The organism is Gloeobacter kilaueensis JS1 (assembly GCF_000484535.1).
Lineage (GTDB): Bacteria > Cyanobacteriota > Cyanobacteriia > Gloeobacterales > Gloeobacteraceae > Gloeobacter > Gloeobacter kilaueensis.
Genome location: NC_022600.1, coordinates 589,332 through 606,130, shown reverse-complemented (window position 1 = coordinate 606,130; position 16,799 = coordinate 589,332). Strand labels below are relative to the sequence as shown.

General features: G+C 62.0%; 15 protein-coding genes and 1 tRNA gene. 7 read left to right on the top strand and 9 right to left on the bottom strand.

Going from position 1 to position 16,799, the window contains the following annotated elements; all coding sequences use genetic code 11:
* Positions 1 to 207 precede the first annotated feature (207 nt).
* Positions 208 to 278, top strand: a tRNA-Gly gene (locus GKIL_RS02725).
* A 115-nt stretch (positions 279 to 393) separates the two neighbouring features.
* Positions 394 to 801: a hypothetical protein gene (locus GKIL_RS02720; protein ID WP_023171847.1), complete on the top strand. Its 408-nt coding sequence runs from the start codon at positions 394 to 396 to the stop codon at positions 799 to 801.
* Here the strand turns inward: GKIL_RS02720 and GKIL_RS02715 are convergent.
* The 5 genes from GKIL_RS02715 to GKIL_RS02695 form a co-directional block, all read right to left on the bottom strand.
* Positions 783 to 1,358 carry a 3'-5' exonuclease family protein gene (locus GKIL_RS02715; protein ID WP_041243675.1) on the bottom strand — a complete coding sequence of 192 codons (576 nt, stop codon included), beginning with the start codon at positions 1,356 to 1,358 and terminating at the stop codon, positions 783 to 785. The two genes, GKIL_RS02720 and GKIL_RS02715, sit on opposite strands and share 19 nt — an antisense overlap.
* Before the next feature lie 328 nt (positions 1,359 to 1,686).
* Entirely contained in the window at positions 1,687 to 2,715 is a 1,029-nt protein-coding gene (locus GKIL_RS02710; protein WP_023171280.1) for an IS110 family RNA-guided transposase, read from the bottom strand.
* 300 nt (positions 2,716 to 3,015) lie between these two features.
* Positions 3,016 to 3,969, bottom strand: coding sequence for an energy transducer TonB (locus GKIL_RS02705; RefSeq protein WP_023171844.1), 954 nt, complete (start codon positions 3,967 to 3,969; stop codon positions 3,016 to 3,018).
* Between the two features lie 12 nt (positions 3,970 to 3,981).
* Entirely contained in the window at positions 3,982 to 4,674 is a 693-nt protein-coding gene (locus GKIL_RS02700) for an RNA polymerase sigma factor (RefSeq protein ID WP_023171842.1), read from the bottom strand.
* Positions 4,675 to 4,747: 73 nt separating this feature from the next.
* Entirely contained in the window at positions 4,748 to 5,035 is a 288-nt protein-coding gene (locus GKIL_RS02695) for a hypothetical protein (protein WP_023171840.1), read from the bottom strand.
* A gap of 289 nt (positions 5,036 to 5,324) precedes the next feature.
* Here GKIL_RS02695 and GKIL_RS02690 point away from each other — a divergent pair, with 289 nt between their 5' ends.
* The gene (locus tag GKIL_RS02690; RefSeq protein WP_023171839.1) at positions 5,325 to 6,929 is read left to right on the top strand and encodes a Na+/H+ antiporter; all 1,605 of its coding nucleotides are present in this window, start codon (positions 5,325 to 5,327) and stop codon (positions 6,927 to 6,929) included.
* 123 nt (positions 6,930 to 7,052) lie between these two features.
* Here GKIL_RS02690 and GKIL_RS24060 read toward each other — a convergent pair whose 3' ends face one another.
* The 3 genes from GKIL_RS24060 to GKIL_RS02680 all read right to left on the bottom strand — a co-directional run bounded on the left by GKIL_RS24060 (position 7,053) and on the right by GKIL_RS02680 (position 8,628).
* Positions 7,053 to 7,664 carry an alpha/beta hydrolase family protein gene (locus tag GKIL_RS24060; protein WP_023171837.1) on the bottom strand — a complete coding sequence of 204 codons (612 nt, stop codon included), beginning with the start codon at positions 7,662 to 7,664 and terminating at the stop codon, positions 7,053 to 7,055.
* Complete coding sequence (locus tag GKIL_RS24465) at positions 7,579 to 8,160, bottom strand: alpha/beta hydrolase family protein (protein WP_144080298.1); 582 nt, start codon at positions 8,158 to 8,160, stop codon at positions 7,579 to 7,581. The genes GKIL_RS24060 and GKIL_RS24465 overlap by 86 nt, the downstream gene beginning before the upstream one ends.
* Before the next feature lie 213 nt (positions 8,161 to 8,373).
* Positions 8,374 to 8,628, bottom strand: a complete 255-nt coding sequence (locus GKIL_RS02680) for an Asr1405/Asl0597 family protein (RefSeq protein ID WP_023171834.1) — start codon at positions 8,626 to 8,628, stop codon at positions 8,374 to 8,376.
* A gap of 270 nt (positions 8,629 to 8,898) precedes the next feature.
* Between GKIL_RS02680 and GKIL_RS02675 the strand changes: the two genes are divergently transcribed.
* Entirely contained in the window at positions 8,899 to 10,623 is a 1,725-nt protein-coding gene (locus GKIL_RS02675; RefSeq protein WP_041243674.1) for an N-acetylmuramoyl-L-alanine amidase, read from the top strand.
* Here GKIL_RS02675 and GKIL_RS02670 read toward each other — a convergent pair.
* Positions 10,604 to 11,500, bottom strand: a complete 897-nt coding sequence (locus GKIL_RS02670) for an alpha/beta fold hydrolase (RefSeq protein WP_023171832.1) — start codon at positions 11,498 to 11,500, stop codon at positions 10,604 to 10,606. The genes GKIL_RS02675 and GKIL_RS02670 overlap by 20 nt on opposite strands.
* An 87-nt stretch (positions 11,501 to 11,587) precedes the next feature.
* Between GKIL_RS02670 and GKIL_RS02665 the strand changes: the two genes are divergently transcribed.
* The 3 genes from GKIL_RS02665 to GKIL_RS22175 all read left to right on the top strand — a co-directional run bounded on the left by GKIL_RS02665 (position 11,588) and on the right by GKIL_RS22175 (position 16,778).
* Positions 11,588 to 12,889: a glutamyl-tRNA reductase gene (locus GKIL_RS02665; protein ID WP_023171831.1), complete on the top strand. Its 1,302-nt coding sequence runs from the start codon at positions 11,588 to 11,590 to the stop codon at positions 12,887 to 12,889.
* Positions 12,890 to 12,904: 15 nt separating this feature from the next.
* A complete protein-coding gene (locus GKIL_RS02660; protein ID WP_023171830.1) occupies positions 12,905 to 15,082 on the top strand; it encodes an O-linked N-acetylglucosamine transferase, SPINDLY family protein in 2,178 nt (725 codons plus the stop codon).
* Positions 15,083 to 15,338: 256 nt separating this feature from the next.
* The gene (locus GKIL_RS22175) at positions 15,339 to 16,778 is read left to right on the top strand and encodes a substrate-binding domain-containing protein (protein ID WP_023171829.1); all 1,440 of its coding nucleotides are present in this window, start codon (positions 15,339 to 15,341) and stop codon (positions 16,776 to 16,778) included.
* The last annotated feature ends 21 nt before the right edge of the window (positions 16,779 to 16,799 follow it).

Genomic DNA, 16,799 nt, shown 5'->3' with positions numbered 1-16,799 from the left:
GTCTCATCGGACTCAACACCTCTAAACTATACAACTGCAACACGAACCATCGGCTCTCAAAAACCGGTGTTTCGCACTGCGATTTTGTCCAAAACGGATCATACCAGAAAGCCCAAGTGGGACAATCCTCCAGAAGCAGTTGCACCTGTCCGACAGGGCACCCTTGGCGGCGATGGCCGGTCGGGCTATGATGTTGTCTACCCACAGGCGGGTATAGTTTAGTGGCAAAACGAAAGCTTCCCAAGCTTTAGTTGCGGGTTCGATTCCCGCTACCCGCTTTTTAGATATTTACCGCTACCTCCTGGCTCCTCGCTTTTAAGACGGAGCCTATCCAGCCTCTGCATATGTTCAGCCTGTGCCAACTATGGGTACTGGGGCGAGGAGGCTCACAGGATGACTCCTGAGCGCTTGCGACAGATCGGGGAGTTATTTGAGATCGCTCGCAAATGGCCTGCTGAACAGCGCCGACGGCGATTAGCGCGCAGATGCGCGGGCGATCTCGAACTTTACTGGTGGGTGCAAACGCTGATCGAGTGTCACGAGCACCTGGGAGGCTGCCACAATCCGCCCATTTTTGAATGGCTGGACAAAAGCCCGGTAACGACATTTTCTGAACAGCCAGCGAGTTTGTACCGGGTGAGCGCTTCGCTGAACGCTCAGCTGGCTAATCGCGTGTTCCTGGCCGAGCGGGTGGACGGCGGATACGACAGGCAGGTGGCACTTCTTATCCTGGACGACGGCAGTGGGCAGGCGGGGCTGGTGCGAATTGTGACCGACCGGGCTCAGCCCACCGGCGGGTAGCCAGCGGCAGCGCGATTTTCGCTCAGCATGTTGCAGAAGAGGGCTCCCTGCTCGATCGCGTCCTCAAGGGCAATGTGGGTGTGAGGCAGCGGATCGAACCAACGGCCCGGCATCTTGTTTTTGACCGTTGAGCGAAAATCGGTCTTGAGCATCGCCATCGCGAAGCTCTTGATGTCGAGCGCCGCAAAGGAGAAGGGATTGTCGCCCGTAAAGCGGTACAGGTACCAGGAGATAAACGTAAAGTCGAAACCTGCCGGATAGGCGACGAAGACGGGTTTGCCCGGCAGTGCCTTCAGCCAATCGCTGTAGGCGCGCATCGCCTGCTCGGGGGGCTGGAGATCGCTGCGGCAGGCTTCCCAGGCTACCGGTTGGGTCTGCCACCAGGCCATCGTCTTGGGATGGCCGCTTGCTCCTTCGAGCAGTTCGAGATTGGCGCTGAAGGTATCGACGAGGGTCTTGTCCGCCTGGTAAGCGGCGCTGGCGAAGCTGAGCATCGAGTGTGGTCCAGGAATCGGACCATCTGCTTCGATATCGGTTGAGACGTAAATTTCTGCCATAAAAACCTGGGAGACGCATTGAACCTTCACCAGCCTGCCCCATTTGAGCCCGATCTGGCCTCTCCTCCCACTGCAGGGGAGGGGTGAAAAGACCTTTGGCTTATTGTCCCAATGCGCAGCACAGTTGATACCCATGCATTCAATACTTGGGCAGTTTTGAGTGTGAAGTTGATCTGTAACTGTAAATAGTTGGGAGTTTAAGGAGCTTTTTCCCCACCCCTCCACACCCCCCCTGCCCCCCGCTCTCCTCCCCTGCCCCGCCGGGCAGAGGAGAAGAGATACGGTATTGAGAGTCAAGCAGCCTCCTCCTTTCTTCTCTTCCTCCGCCCTACTGCAAGCAAACCAACCTGCCGTGCTCTGCATCGAAAGGCGTGTCTGTTTTCACAACCGCCCAGGCAATGTGTAAGAGTTTGCGAGCCGCAGCGCAAAGCGCTACCTTTGCCGGTTTACCGGCTGCTCGTAGCCGCTGGTAAAAGCTTTTAATCTGCTGATTGCAGCGGATCGCACTCAAGCTCGCCATATACAGCGCCGTGCGTAAGCGGGCATTGCCTGCATGGCCGATGCGCTCTGGTCTATGAAGGCTGGTGCCGCTACGGTGGGAGCGGGGAGCGAGACCCGCGTAGGCCACCGCCGCTTCCACCGTTGCACAGCAGCCGAAGTTGAGGGTACTCACCAACACCCACCCAGCGGTGACAGACCCAATGCCTTTGATAGTGCGCAGCTTGGTTGCAGCTTGATGCCAAAGCGAGTCTTGGGCGAGCAGCGCTTCTAGCTGAGCTTCCATCTGCGCAATCTGCTCATCGAAGGTGTGGCTCAACTGCTCCAGACTCGCTTGTACCGCCGCCACCACCAACGGAAATTGCCGCAGAGCGTGCAACTGGTTGTGCAGTTGTTGGCGTTGCTGCAGCAAGGCATCGCGATGCTGCAGGCGCTGTTGGAGTTGGTAATAAATCTCAGGCGGCGGCTGCCAAAGACCAGGTTGCAGGGCGGCAGCGAGTTGGGCAAGCGTCTGGGCATCAAGCGCATCGCTTTTGGAACGCTTGAGCAGTGCCCTGGCAAAGTAATGAGACTGAGCGGGGTTGACCACACTGACGGCAAAACCTTTGAGCGCCAGAAATGTGGCCAGTCGCATCCAGTAGGAGCCTGTGGCTTCGATGACCACTAACACCTCAGCGGCGGTGGGACAGACGGCGAGTAAGCGTTCGGCCAATTGGCAGTGTCCTTCGGGGGTTTGGGGCAGTGTGATGGCAGCGGTAGGCTTTGCGTGGGTGAGCAGCCAGGCGGCAGTGACAGTGAGTGCCGCCACATCAATACCGACAAATAGCTGATAGTCGTTTTGTGAACCGTCTCGCTGCATGAGTGTCTCCAGTTGAAGCTTCAGAGGAGGTAGGCAAGTTCCGCAGGACGGCAAAAGTCTAGCCTCGTGATACGTGGTCAGTGCCACTCGATACGGTTCAGCTTTGCCGGTCCTTGATAGCGGGGGACAATCTCTTCCACGCGGTCAAAGCCGCAAGGGGGGGCACAGTCCTCACCGCTACCTTGGAACCAATAGCAATATACGAGGGGGGGTTCACTGTAACTGGGCTGCAGAGGGGCTAAGTGAAGTCAGTTGCAGGCTTGTCTTCCTTGGAGGGAAGGGGATTAGACCTTCCCATACTCAATCGAGCGAAAAGGTAATGGGCACCCGCACCCAGGTAGCGACGGCCTCCTCGCTCCGGTGGGCGGGCTCGAAGCGCGTCCGCCTCACCGCTTCGAGTGCCGCCTCATCGAGTTCGTCATGACCGGAGGAGCGGGCCACCCGCACCTCGCCTACGCTGCCGTCGGCGTTGATGTATGCCTTGACGATCACCTTGCCTTCCCAGTTGTTTTGCAGGGCGATCTCGGGATAGTCCGGCTGCACCGCTCCTTTGGGCCTCGCATTCACTAACGGCGGCGGCGCTGGAGGCGCTTCTACCGGAGTAACGCTGCCGGTACCGTCATCCACTCCGATTGGACTGGCGCTGCCGTTGTCGTTGCCGACCTCTCTGCCGAAACCGGTGCCCCGTGAACCGGCCAGGGCTTTTTCGGAGAGGGTTGATTCGCTCGGAGTGGTTGCCTTCGTACTCAGGATGGGACGGGAGGCTTTTGCCTTCTGGGGGACATCGGTGCGAACGATGTGCGGGCGTGGCTCCGACTTGGGAGGGAGGGGTTTTGGGGCAATTTTGGGGGAAGGGGCAGATTCGACCAGTAGCACTTTTGGGGCGGTGGGCAGTGGGGGTGCCTCGGGAACCGGAAGTTTCAGTGCCATGAGCAGGGCGTGCAGGGTGATCGAGCCTACGAAGCTGACGAGAATGGCGCGCTGCCAGGGGTTGTCGCCGGCTGGTTGCCAGGGCAAAAAGCTTTGAGATAGAGGCCGGGCGACTCGCAGGTTTCTAAGAACACCCGGCAGGGTGCGGGCGGCGCTGATGTTCGCCCGCTGCTCAGCGTAGAGGGCAGCAATCGCTTCAGGTGTCATCTCGACGAGTTCCTGCCACTGTTCACACCAGTACGCTTCGAGGGTCTGCTCGTAGGAGTAGCTCCGGGAGCGCAACTGGCGGCGCAGGCGCATCTCGAACGGGTCAAAGTTAGTCATCGCCTGGATCTCCTAAGGTTCGCAGTCGGCGGCGCTCAGGGCCGAGCGCAGCTGGGCAAGGGCTTTTGCCTTGGTCTGGTTGACGGCAGCGGGGGTGATCCCCAATTCGGCTGCCAGTTCCTTCTGTTTTTTGGGCACCTCGCAGTAATACAGTCCGAGCACGATCGCCCGCCAGCGGACCGGCAGGGCGGCCAGGGTGGTGTGCAGAATTTTGGCGCACTCGGCAGGAAAGTCCAGGCGCTCGCAGCCACAGGCGTCCGATAGCTCCGAGTCCGCCAGGGGGCGCAGGCGCGTTCCCTGGCGGGCATTTTCACGTTTGGCCCGTCCCAGCACCAGTAGCACGACGTAGCTGTAAAACCAGGCGCTGAACGTTCCACGCTCAGGATCGAAGCCACCGATGCGATCGAGCAGCGCCAGCCAGATCTGATTGCGCAGATCCTCGACGCTGCCGCTGCGGCTGAACTGCCAGCGCCGGACGCGCAGAAAATGCTCCAGCGGCGGGTTGATCTGGGTGTAGAGCGTCTGCAGGGCTGCGGAGCGGGCCGCGAGCAGGGTTGTACGCTCTTTGGTCTGCGACGACCAGCCGGGCAGACGGTGGGAGGAATGTTCTGCCTCCCAGACCGCCAGCCGGTGCTGGGCGCTTTGCAGTGCGAGGGCGAGAGAATCGAGCGACTGTTCGCGGTGGGGAGCCAGGGAACCGGCCATAGATGTCGAAGTGGTGGGTGAAACAACAGCGGCTCGAAAGCCTCGTCTTTTTATGTCGCTGGTTGTCTAAAAATTAAGTACCCTCCAGTACCGGCAGCGGCACCGCCGGCAAAAAACCGTCAGACTCTGCCATCTCCAGCAAACTCTCGATCACCAGAAGACCGCCGCCGGCGAGGAAGCGGTACGGCAGATGCACCGGCCTCGCCCAACCCTTGCGCTCCCAAAGCTGAGCCGCCTCACCAAAAAAATGCACCATCAGGCCGTTACTGGTCATCGCCAGCGGCAACGGTACGGGCATCATGTCGCCGGGGTGCTCAAAACCCCAGATCCGTCCGTTGATTACCGAAAATTCTTCGTTCATCGCTGTTGCTCCCAGAACCAACGACTCGGGCACCGGAACACCTGCCTGCGGCACTGCTTCGTATATATGATTTCATTAATCGTACTCTCCTTTGAGGCTTTCTTAGGGGTGAACTTGAAAATTCATGCTACCCGCCGCAATGCAGGGCAACGAAGGACAGTGCTTCAGTAAAATAGCTGCAAGTCGCAAAAAAATGTACCTGCCAGGTTGTCCAGCTGTTATTCTCAAGGGCAGTGCGTTAGCTTCGAGAGCAAAGACAGCACTTACGACCTGGGGGAGAAGGACAGCCATGCATGAGGTGGAACTGATACTGGGTCTGTTGTTGGTCGTCTCGGTGCTTTTTTTACTGGCCAGGAAGCTCGCCATTTCCTATCCGATCTTGCTGGTACTGGGCGGGCTGGCTTTGAGTTTGATTCCGGGGCTGCCCCGCGTCGAGCTGGAGCCGGAACTGGTATTTGTGCTCTTTTTGCCGCCCCTGCTGTGCGCTGGAGCCTGGCGCACCTCCTGGCGCGACTTTAAGGCCAACCTGCGGCCAATCTCTTTGCTTGCCATCAATCTGGTGTTTCTCACCACGGCAGTCGTCGCCGTGATCGCCCACGCGCTGATTCCGCAGATGCCCTGGGCGGCAGCCTTTGCCCTGGGAGCGATTATCTCGCCCCCGGATGCGGTGGCAGCGGCGGCAGTTACCCAGTCGCTTGGGGTGCCCCGGCGGATCACGACGATCCTCGAAGGCGAGAGTCTGGTCAACGACGCTTCGGGGCTGGTGGCCTACCGCTTTGCGGTCGCCGCCGCCGTCACCGGTAGCTTTTCGCTCGTCGAGGCCGGACTGCAGTTTGTGCTCTTGATCGCAGGCGGTATCGCCGTGGGCTTTGCGGTGGGCTGGATAGAAGCGTGGCTGCAAAAGCAGATCGACGACGCGCCGATCGAGATCTGCATGACCCTGCTGAGCGCCTTCGGTGCCTACTTGATCGCAGAACAACTGCACGTCTCCGGCGTGCTGGCGGTGGTGACGGTGGGACTCTACCACCGCTGGCGCAGCCCCGAAATTATGAGCCCGGCCACCCGCATCCAGGCGATCGCTGTCTGGGAGATGGTCGAATTTATCCTCAACGGCCTCGCCTTTATCCTGATCGGCCTGCAGCTCCCGGCGGTGGTCAAAGAAGATCTGGCCCAGTATTCGGCTGCAAACTTGATCACCTACGCCGCCGCGATCTGCGGCGCGACGATCGTTCTCAGGTTGCTCTGGGTCTTCCCGGCGGCCTACCTGCCCCGGCTACTGATACCGGGACTGGCCAAGCGCGATCCCCTCCCCTCCTGGCAGGGGCTCTTTATGATCGGCTGGACGGGAATGCGCGGCGTCGTCTCCCTCGCTGCCGCCCTCGCCCTACCAGAATTAACCGCCAGCAATCAGCCCTTTCCCCAGCGGGAGCTGATTATCTTCCTGTCCTTCAGCGCGATCCTGGTCACCCTGGTGCTGCAGGGGTTGAGCCTGCCTTTTTTGATCCACTGGCTGGGGTTGGCCGACGATGGGCTGAGCGAACGGGAAGAATTTACCGCCCGCCGCCTCGCCGCTGAGGCGGCTCTGGTCCGGATCGAGGCACTCATCGCTGCCCAGCCGGAGGACTACGAAGATTCGGCGATCGTCCGGAGGCTGCGCGAACAGTACACCTTCCGCCTGCGCTGCCTGGAGAGCATCGTCGCCGAGGAGGAGGGCAGGGGTTCCTACGCCGAATTCAGCCGCCGCTTCCGGGCCGACGTTCAGATGCAGCAGGCCGCCCTCACCGCCGAGCGCCAGATCGTCGTCAAGCTGCGCAACGAGGGCACGATCAACGAGGAGGTGCTCTTGCGCATCGAGCACGACCTCGACCTCGAAGAAGTGCGCCTCAGAGTATAGAGGATGTTTGTAAATCATGTTTTTGCTAGCCTTCCGAGCCTGAGTCGGCTCATAGCCAGATATAAGGATCTTAAAGACTGCCTGTCATCCTCTCATTCTAGAATCTGATTTACAAACCCCCTCTTACTGAAGGCCCGCGAGAACACGGGTGAAGAAGGCAACTGCATCAGTGTTCAGCCTGGTATGAATGGCCCGGCGATCCACACCAGGCGGATCGCTACATAGATTGGGGATGAACGCCGCCTGCTCGGAGGTACAGGGAGCGAGGAAGACATAGTGGCCCGCACCGGCTACCTGTTTGTATTCGGGTGGATGGGGCAAATCCTTTCGGATGCGATCGGCGTTCTCGCTGGGAAGCAGTACCGCGTCTTTTTGGGCAGCGTAGAGGTACACCGGAATGGTCACAGGGGCGAGACTGGCTCTGTCAAAGAACACCCCGACCGGAGCGATGGCGAAGACGGCCCGCACCCGAGCGTCCGCTTGAACAGTCAGGCCCGCTCGGGCAGTGCGGCGCTGGCGCGGACCGCAAAAATTGCGATCTGTTGGATATTTGCGGCAGTACTGGCTCAACAGCCCAAACTCAGGTTTCGCCCCTGCCAGAGTGAGCACCGTGAAGCCCCCCGCTGAGAAGCCCGCCGCCCCGATCTGCTCAGCCTGGATGTGGGGAGCGAATACAGAGTCTGCGAGCAGGGCATCGATGAGGGCCGACAGCTGCCTTGGGCGAGCGATCAGCATCGATGAGGGCCGACAGCTGCCTTGGGCGAGCGATCAGCACCGCAGCGGTGCCGGAGCCGCTCTGGTCGTGGTAGTTGTCCCGTGGATGCTCCACTGCCGCCACGATGAACCCCCTGTGGGCCAGCGCTGTGGCCAGGTCGTGGTGGCCGAGGGCACCGCCGCCGCTGCCATGGGAGAGCACGATCAGTCCATGCTTGCCTCCAAGCAGAGCGGTTTCAGGGGAGGCATCGACCAGATACAGTCCCACGGTTGTGGGCTTGGTGCGCCCGCTCGCAGGATAGAAGACCACGGCCTGCATCGACCCGCCGCCCACTGGATCTTTAAGCTGGAGCTGCCGAAAACCCACTCCCAGTGGCTCAGCTTGAACTGCCCCAAGCCCATTCGCGATGATCCCTATAGCTATCGCCAATAGCCGCCGCATCGCATCCCCAACACTTCTGCAGTACATTCTGACGTAATGGACGGTCTGGTAGGTGACGATGCCGCGCTCAAGCATCCAACCAAAGGATGCGGCAGGGGGGTTTACTGGCTGCGGCTATAGTACTGAGTCAACGTGAAAACCGCTCCAACCCTGATTTGTCAAGCCGGGGTGAAACGCTGATTTCTCGTGACCTGAAACGCACTGCCCGCGTTGAAACACCTACGAGTGCAGATCAGGGCTCAAGCGTGTTGCAAGCATCTGGCAGAAAGTACTGGCGAAAACAGGCCGTCAGCGCGACCAGCAATTTTCGAGCCAGTCGATCATCTCACCGCGCCGACCGCGAAAGCGAAACAACACCAGCTGCAACTGGCGCGCCTGCTGAATGCCGGCTTCGCCTGGGTCCAGCAGAGCCAGTAACTGGCCGTCCGGCGAGAGGCGCGTCGGAATGCCCAAATCTTCGAGACGTTGCTGGACCATCGTTCGCTCCCAGGGATGCACGGCGACCAGTTGGGAACATTCGGAGGGGATCTGCGTGAATTCCATAGCTTGGCGGGCTTTCCTCGGGGCGCTACTTGCTGCAACTAATTCTCAACTACCCTCAATCTAATATTCGCTCTGCGCGATGTCAACCAGGTACTGGCCCGATCGGGCCGGTGACTTCTGGAGTGGGGGATTCTCCCCTGCAGGCACCGGGCGGTCCCCCAGGGGCGAGGGAAATTGCGCTTTCTCGCAGCCTCTGGCGGCGAAGAGTTGATATAGTAATTGAAAATTTTGGCAACGCGTGTGAGGAACAACAGGGTTGGGCGGTGGTCTGTGGCCGGTCTTCTGGCTTCGACCTTTTATCTGGCAGGCTCAGGTGTTGTCCTGGCAATGCCGCAGTTGACCGGCTGGCGATTCGATTCTCAGGCCCAGCGGCTCTCCTTATTTACCGACGGTGCCGTACAGCCCCGCGTACAGATTGTCGAGAATCCCCGGCGGGTGGTAGTCGATCTGCCGGGCACCGACCTGGCTGCCCCGGCAAATCAGCCGGTGCCGAGCGGCCCGGTGCGGATCGTGCGCGCCGGGCAGTTCGATCCGCAGACCGCCCGGATGGTGATCGAGATGGCCGATGGCGCACCGGCATTGCAGCCCGCCCAGGTCCGCCTGCGGCGGGTCGCCCCTGAGCAGTGGCTGGTGCAGCTGTTGCCGAACGTGCCACCGCCGCCCGTGCCCGCGAGTCCGTCCCCGCCTGTGTCGCCTGTCTATCCGCCCACGATCACACCGCTGCCGGGGACGGCGGCCCGCAGCGTCGAGGTAAGCGGTATGGAGGTGCGCCCGGAGGGCTTTTTGATCAAGACTGCAGGAGCGGTGCGGGCGGATGCCCGTCGCCTTGAGGAGTTGCCGCCGCGCATCGTCGTCGATATCGACAGCGCTGAGCTGAGTACAGGTTTTACCAACCGCAGCATCGCCACCAATCAGCAAAACGTCACCCGCCTGCGCATCGGACAATTTCAGGACAACCCGCCCGTAGCGCGGGCGGTGCTTGAGCTGACGCCCAACGATACCACCTCGCTCTGGGAAGCGAGTTACCGGCCCGATCTCGGGGGCGTGCTCGTCCGGCCCACCGGCAGCGCCAATCTGCCCACCGCTCCCCAGGGTGAGAAAGCCACGCTGCAGTCGGCGCAGCTCACCCCCGAGGGCATCGTCTTCAATACCGATAGGCCCCCCCAGCTTTCGACCAACTGGGAAAACCCGAACGAATATCGCCTCGTCTTTGAGCCCGCCCAACTGCCCGATAATTTCTCCGGCCCGACGATCAGCGCCACCAGCCCGATCGACAGCCTGCGGCTCAAGCAGACGGACGATCGCACGGTCGTCGCCCTCATCCGGGTGCTGCCGGGAACGCGCGTGGGCGACCCGCGTCCCCTCGATGCGGACCGCCGCCGGATCTTGCTGCCGCTCATCACCAAGGACCAGTTGCCGCCGCCGTCCTCCTCGGCCACCTACGACCCGCTTCCGAACAATCCCAACGGCCTCAAGGTTGTGCTCGACGCCGGCCACGGCGGCAAAGATCCCGGTGCCCAGCGCAGCGGCGTAGACGAAAAAGACCTGACCCTGAGCATCATTCGCCACGTGAGCGACAAACTGCGCAAGGCAGGCTTCAACACGATCCTCTCGCGGCCCGACGACACGTTCATCTCATTGCAGGGGCGGGTCGATGTCACCAACAACACCAGCGCCCGGCTCTTCATCAGCGTCCACATCAACATGATGCCGGGCCGCGACGACATCCAGGGCATCGAAACTTACTACACCAACCAGCGCAGCGCCCGCCTCGCCTACGCCCTGCACCGGCGGATCGTCGAATATACCGGCAAGCCCGACCGGGGGGTGCGGGTGCGCGGCCTCTACGTCACCCGCCACAACGCCGTACCGGCGGTGCTGCTGGAGGTCGGCTTTATCTCCAACGATCAAGAGCGCGCCCAACTGCTGCAGTCAGATTATCAAGACCGGATCGCCGAGGCGATCTTGCAGGGGCTCAGGGATTACCTGCAGTAATCGCCTCAGCCCAGGCGACGAGTTGCCGGTTCACCTCCTCCGGCGCTTCGTCCTGGGGGCAGTGACCGGCTCGGTCGATGCCGCAAAAGGCCCGGACGGCAGCAAAGGCCGGGAGCGTTCGGGCCGCAAGGTCGTAGGGTTCCCAGGGGTCGTCCTTGCCCCAGAGGATGTAGACCGGACAGCGCACCTGAGGAAGCAGATCCTCCGGTAGCGGCCCACTGGCGTAGTTGATAAAGGACTGAAAGACCGCGAAGGCTCCGGGATCGGCGGCGGGACGGGTGAGAATTTCGACGAGTTCAGGGGTGATCGCCTCGGGGCGGACGTAGGCTTGCTTTAAGATCTTGCGCACCGTCTCGGGGCGGCGCAACCGCTCGAAAAAAAAGTGGCCGATCGCCGGCACCGAGAGGAGCCGCTGCAACAGCGGAGCCCCGGCGCGGCGAATCCAGGGGAGGGTGGAGCGCTTGCGCTCGTGCAACAGCCTGAGCGAGCAGTTGATTAAAATTGCTCCTCGGGCACAGTCGGGCACACTCGCCGCCGCCTCCAGGGCGACGATCGCCCCGATCGAGTTGCCGACCAGGATCGCCGGTTCGCCCACCACTTCCTTTACAAAGTCGCTTATCTGCTCGCCCCAGGTCTCGAAGGTGTAGGGCACCTGCCGGGGATCGGGCTTGGCGCTGGCACCGAAGCCCAACAGGTCGATGGCCCAGACGGGCCGGGTCTGGGCGAGCACCGGCAGGTTTTTGCGCCAGTGGCCCGCCGAAGCGCCGAAGCCGTGAACGAGCACCAGGGGCGGTTGCTTGCCCCGGTGGGCCTCCCCGGCGGCCTGGAAGGCGATGGGCTGGTCTCGCCAGCGCCAGTTTGTAACAGAAAGTTGCATGATCCTTTATCTAACACTCCTCGCCACGCTCTGCAAAGTGCAATGTGCTACAGTATGAGGCGCTACAAGCGCAGTGGGAGAGCGTGGATGCAGATCGCGGTCATTGGGTTGAGCCACCGAACTGCACCAGTCGAAATCCGAGAAAAAGTCAGCATTCCTGAGCAACAGGTAGCTGAATATGTTTCGCGGTTGCGCAGTTGTTCCCAGATTGCCGAGTGCGCAATCTTGAGCACCTGCAACCGGCTTGAAATTTACGCGGTGCTCCGCGACAGCGAGCACGGCCTGCGGGAAGTGACCCAGTTTTTAGCCGAGAGCAAGGGGGTGGCGCTGCCGATGCTGCAGCGGCACCTGTTTACCCTGCTCCATCAAGATGCGGTGATGCACCTGATGCGGGTGGCCGCCGGGCTCGATTCGATTGTGCTGGGCGAAGGGCAGATCCTCGCTCAAATCAAGGTGACCCACAAGCTGGCCCAGCAAGGAAAAGGCGTCGATCGCATTCTCAACCAGCTCTTCAAGGCGGCGATCACCGGCGGCAAGCGGGTGCGCGAGGAGACCGACATCGGCAAAGGGGCGATCTCCGTCTCCTCGGCGGCGGTCGAGATGGCGATGCGCAAAAAGAACCGCCGCTCGCTGCAGGACCAGCGCTGCCTGGTGGTGGGAGCGGGCAAGATGGGCGAACTGGTGCTGCGCCACTTGATCTCCAAGGGAGCGCGCCAGATCATCGTGCTCAACCGCTCCCTCGAAAAGGCGGCCCAGATGGTCGAGCAGTTTGGCCTGATGCTGCCGGTGGCCACGATCGACGAGTTGGGCAATCACCTGGGCGCTGCCGACTTGATCTTTACCTGCACCTCGGCGAGCGAGCCGCTCATCAACTACGAGCGACTGAGCCAGGTGCGCCGCGAACAGCCCTTGATGATCTTCGACATCGCCGTGCCGCGCAACGTCGCCGTCGATGTCGAGGAGCTGTCGAATGTACATCTATTCAACGTCGATCACCTCAAGCAGGTGGTCGAGGAGAACCGCGCCTACCGCCAGCTGATGGTCCAGCAGTGCGAAGACATTCTTCTTCAGCAACTCGACGAATTTCTCGACTGGTGGCGCAACCTCGAGGCGGTGCCGACGATCAACTCCCTGCGCCAAAAAGTCGAGACCATCCGCGAGCAGGAACTCGAAAAAGCGCTCTCGCGCCTGGGCACCGAGTTTGGCGAAAAGCACCAGGGCATCATCGATTCGCTCACCCGTGCCATCGTCAACAAGATCCTCCACGATCCGATGGTGCAGCTGCGCGCCCAGCGCGATGTCGAGGCGCGCCGCCGGGCGCTGCAGACGCTGCAGACGCTCTTCAACCTCGAACCGCTGGGCAGCAACCCCGAGCCACCGGTCCTCTAGCTTCTTGCCAGTCCGATGGGCAAAGCCAGGGGATTTGGCGGGGCTCAAAAACCGCCGCCGGACGAGGCTCTCGTGCGCGAAGCCCTCGAAGTTGCAGCAGCCAACCTGGAGGCAGGCCGCCACACCCGCGCCGCTGGGATATACCGGCAGATTCTCGAGCGCTGGCCGGAGCGGGCGGAGGCTCTGCACGGCCTCGGGGTGGTCCATCACCTGGAGGGCGACCACGAGCAGGCTGCTCTCCTCGTCGAGCAGGCAACCCAGCGACTACCCGGTTACGCCCAGGCTCACCACAACCTGGGCCATATCCGGGTGGCTCAGGGGCGCTTCAAAGAAGCGATCCGCTGCTACGAACGGGCAATCGCCCTCAAGCCCGGCAACGCAGAAGCCCACCTGGCACTGGGCTACGCCCTCGAAGCCGATCGCCGGTTCCTAGAAGCGCTGGGGCAGTACGAGCGGGCGACTGCCCTTGCTCCCGATCTAGCCGAGGCCCACTACAACCTGGGCAACGTCCTCGATCAACTGGGCCAACCCCAGCGGGCCGAAACTGCCTACCGGGCGGCCCTCGCCCTCCAGCCGGATCATGGGCTGAGCCACAACAACCTGGGCCACCTGCTGCAGGAGCGGGGCGATCTGGCGGAGGCCGAGGCGTGCTACCGCCGCGCCCTCACCCTCGCCCCGGACCAAGCCCGCATCCACACCAACCTGGGCACCGTCCTCGAAGCCCAGGGCCAGATGCAGGAGGCGCTTTTTAGCTACGAGCAGGCCCTTGCGATCGATCCACTGGACACCGCCGCCCGCTGGCGGGTCCGGCTCGCCCTGCCGCCCATCTATCGCAGCGAAACCGAGATCGCCTTCTGGCGCGAGCGCTTCGCAGCCGGCCTCGAAGCGTTATGCGCGAACACGCCCCTTGCCACGGCGGCGGAGCGGGAGCGGGCACTGGCAGCGAGCGGGAGCCAGGTCAATTTTTATCTGCAGTACCAGGGCCTCGACGATACAGATTTGCAAGGCGGCTACGGCAATCTGGTCGCCCGCGTGCTGGCGGCCAGTTATCCGCAGTGGGCGGGCGATCTGCCGGTTCGCCCACCAAAGCCGGGCGAGAAGATCCGCGTCGGCTACGCTTCGGCCCACCTCCTGGGCCACAGCGGCACCCGCTGGCTGCTGGGCTGGTTGCGCCACCACGATCGCAGCCGATTTGAGATCTTTTGCTACCACAGTGGCCCTGAGACCGACGCCGTAACCGCCGCCTTCAAAAGCGCCGCCGACCACTTCCACCACCTGCCCGGTGCTCTCGAACCCGTCTGCGGGCAGGTTTTCTCCGACCGGCTGCACGTTCTTGTCTATCCAGACATCGGCATGGAGCCGCTTACGACCCAGATGGCCGCTCTGCGCCTTGCCCCTGTGCAGTGCGCCGCCTGGGGCCATCCGGTCACCACCGGCCTGCCCACCATCGACTACTATCTTTCTGGCGAAGCGATGGAGCCACCGGACAATCCCCAGCGCCACTACAGCGAAACCCTCGTTCGGCTGCCGCGCCTCGGGGTCTGCTACCCTCGCCCCGCCCCGCCGCCCCCCAATCCCACGAGAAACCGCGCCTTCTTTGGGCTCGAAGACGAGCAGGTGCTCTACCTGTGCTGCCAGTCGCTCTTTAAGTACCTGCCCCAGCACGACGGCATCTTTGCCCAGATTGCCTGCCAGTTGCCCGCTGCCCGCTTTGTTTTTATTGCCCACCCGAGCGAGAAGATCACCGCCGTCTTCCGCGAGCGCCTGAAGCGCGCCTTTGCCGCCAGGAGCCTTGAATGGAGCGACTTTTGCCACCTCCTGCCCCGCCAGAACTACACCGACTACCTGCACCTTGTCCAGCTAGCGGACGTGTTTCTCGATAGCTTCGCCTTCTCCGGGGGCAACACGAGCCTGGAAGCCCTGGCCCTCGGTTTGCCGGTCGTCACCTGTCCTGGCTTCCTGATGCGCAGCAGACTCGCCGCCGCCGCCCTGCAGGGGCTGGGCCTGAAGGAAACCATCGCGAGGGATGGAGAGCACTACGTCGAGATTGCCCTGCGCCTTGGAATCGATCCGCTCTGGCGGCAGCAGATCCAGGCCCGCATCGACCAGAACCTGGCGGCGCTTTTTGAGGACACTGCCTGCGTGAGCGCTCTAGAAAAGTTTCTGGAGCAGGTGGTCTCTGGCCCAGAGTAACTGGTTGTCGTCGGGACCGGGCCAGACACAGCAGCCCTCAAATTCTCATCAAACGATTACCTTTTCTTAATCAGGCGACCCTATTATTTACTTGCATTTTCTAAAGGGCACCCCCAGCGGTCTTTGCCGCACGTTCGTCCTGCAGCGTTCGTTCATGGCAGCAGGCGGTTTTGAATCGGCCCAGGTAATCGCCACCTGCTGAACCCTGCCGCTACTGAGCAACAACCTGCACCCCAGCTACAACGAGGAGTTTTGTATGACAAGAAAGATCAAGTCTCGTCACCGTTCGGTATGGGCATTTTCTCTGTCCGTGGCCGCTCTCAGTGCCTCTGGCCTGCTCGCCGTCTCGCAACCGTCCCAGGCACAATCGCTGTCCTGCGTCTCTGCGGATAGCCGGGCCAACGCTTCCGGCGGTTTTACGATTCCAGGTAACTGCACCCAGTACTTCGGCAACGGTGCCACTTTCCCTGGTTTGTTCTACCGGCGCTTCGCAGACTACTTCGGCATTGCCATCCCGGCCAATACCGGTGGCCAGACCGGCGCTGTCGGCACGCAACCGACCACCCCGACCGGCTCTCCCCGCGCCAACACCGTTCAGTACAACTATTGTCTGACCGGCAGCGGCAACGGTCGCGCCGTTTTTGTCGGCACCGCCTCGGCTTCTGCCACCTGCTCGTACACGGCGAGTTTCTCCGGCGGCATCGTCACTCCCGGCAACGGCACCGCCGCCCCGGCGGTTTTTCCTACCACCTCGACAGCCAACCCTCCGCTCTTTGCCGGCAGCGACGTGCCCCTCAGCTCCAGCGAACTCAGCAGCTACGCCGCAAACCGCCAGGGTAGCCGTGGGCTGCCCATCCAGGTGCCCACCGTCTTTGGCGCGGTCGCCCTCGCCTACAACAACAACCTGACTTCGACCCTCAGCCTCAGCACCAGTGACCTGTGCGGTATCTTCGACGGCAGCCTGACCGACTGGAGCCAGATCCAGGGCACCGGCGGTCTGAGCGGGCCCATCAACGTCATCATCCGCTCCGACAGCAGCGGCACCACCAACATCTTCACCTCCTACCTGGCAGCGGCCTGCGGCTCCGGTTACTACCTGAGTGGCGGGGTCAACACCTTCCCGACCGGCCTGCCCCAGACAGCCCGCTTCGTGCGCGTCGCGGGCAACGACGGCATCGTCAATACCGTAGCGAGCACCAGCTTCGCCGTCGGCTACGCAGAAGCTTCCTTTACAGCACCTTTTTCGACAAACACCCCCAGCGGTCAACCGGCTCCCCGCTCGGCCCTGGTGCAGAACCCCGCTTCGGGGGGCGGATTTGTCGCTCCGGTGGTCTCGACGATCCGCTCCAGCCTGGGCAGTGTCGCTCTGCAGGCGACCAACTCCTCCTACCCCTGCGTGCTGCAGGTCAATCCCTCCAGCCTGCCGGTGCTGCCCACCAACCCCGCCGCCTACCCGATCGTCGGTGCCACCTACGCCCTGCTGTATAGCCGCTATCCCAGTGCCGATCAGGCAGATGCGGCCCGTGGCCTGTTTCTCAACATTCTGGGGAACGCTCCCTTCGGTCGCCTCGGTGCCAACGATCAGGTCGCCCAGGGCCTTGGCTTTGTCGTGCTGACCACCGGCAGCACGATCCAGCAGCGAAACGACCTGCGCGCCCAGGCCCGCGCCTGCGTAAGCGCCATCACCTCCCCTTAAATAGCAGCCGTCCGGGGTTCG

Coding starts and splice junctions, on each gene's coding strand:
- GKIL_RS02720 (WP_023171847.1), top strand. CDS start 394: ATGACTCCTGAGCGCTTGCGACAGATCGGGGAGTTATTTGAGATCGCT.
- GKIL_RS02715 (WP_041243675.1), bottom strand. CDS start 1,358: ATGGCAGAAATTTACGTCTCAACCGATATCGAAGCAGATGGTCCGATT.
- GKIL_RS02710 (WP_023171280.1), bottom strand. CDS start 2,715: ATGCAGCGAGACGGTTCACAAAACGACTATCAGCTATTTGTCGGTATT.
- GKIL_RS02705 (WP_023171844.1), bottom strand. CDS start 3,969: ATGACTAACTTTGACCCGTTCGAGATGCGCCTGCGCCGCCAGTTGCGC.
- GKIL_RS02700 (WP_023171842.1), bottom strand. CDS start 4,674: ATGGCCGGTTCCCTGGCTCCCCACCGCGAACAGTCGCTCGATTCTCTC.
- GKIL_RS02695 (WP_023171840.1), bottom strand. CDS start 5,035: ATGAACGAAGAATTTTCGGTAATCAACGGACGGATCTGGGGTTTTGAG.
- GKIL_RS02690 (WP_023171839.1), top strand. CDS start 5,325: ATGCATGAGGTGGAACTGATACTGGGTCTGTTGTTGGTCGTCTCGGTG.
- GKIL_RS24060 (WP_023171837.1), bottom strand. CDS start 7,664: ATGCTGATCGCTCGCCCAAGGCAGCTGTCGGCCCTCATCGATGCCCTG.
- GKIL_RS24465 (WP_144080298.1), bottom strand. CDS start 8,160: ATGCTTGAGCGCGGCATCGTCACCTACCAGACCGTCCATTACGTCAGA.
- GKIL_RS02680 (WP_023171834.1), bottom strand. CDS start 8,628: ATGGAATTCACGCAGATCCCCTCCGAATGTTCCCAACTGGTCGCCGTG.
- GKIL_RS02670 (WP_023171832.1), bottom strand. CDS start 11,500: ATGCAACTTTCTGTTACAAACTGGCGCTGGCGAGACCAGCCCATCGCC.
- GKIL_RS02665 (WP_023171831.1), top strand. CDS start 11,588: ATGCAGATCGCGGTCATTGGGTTGAGCCACCGAACTGCACCAGTCGAA.
- GKIL_RS02660 (WP_023171830.1), top strand. CDS start 12,905: ATGGGCAAAGCCAGGGGATTTGGCGGGGCTCAAAAACCGCCGCCGGAC.
- GKIL_RS22175 (WP_023171829.1), top strand. CDS start 15,339: ATGACAAGAAAGATCAAGTCTCGTCACCGTTCGGTATGGGCATTTTCT.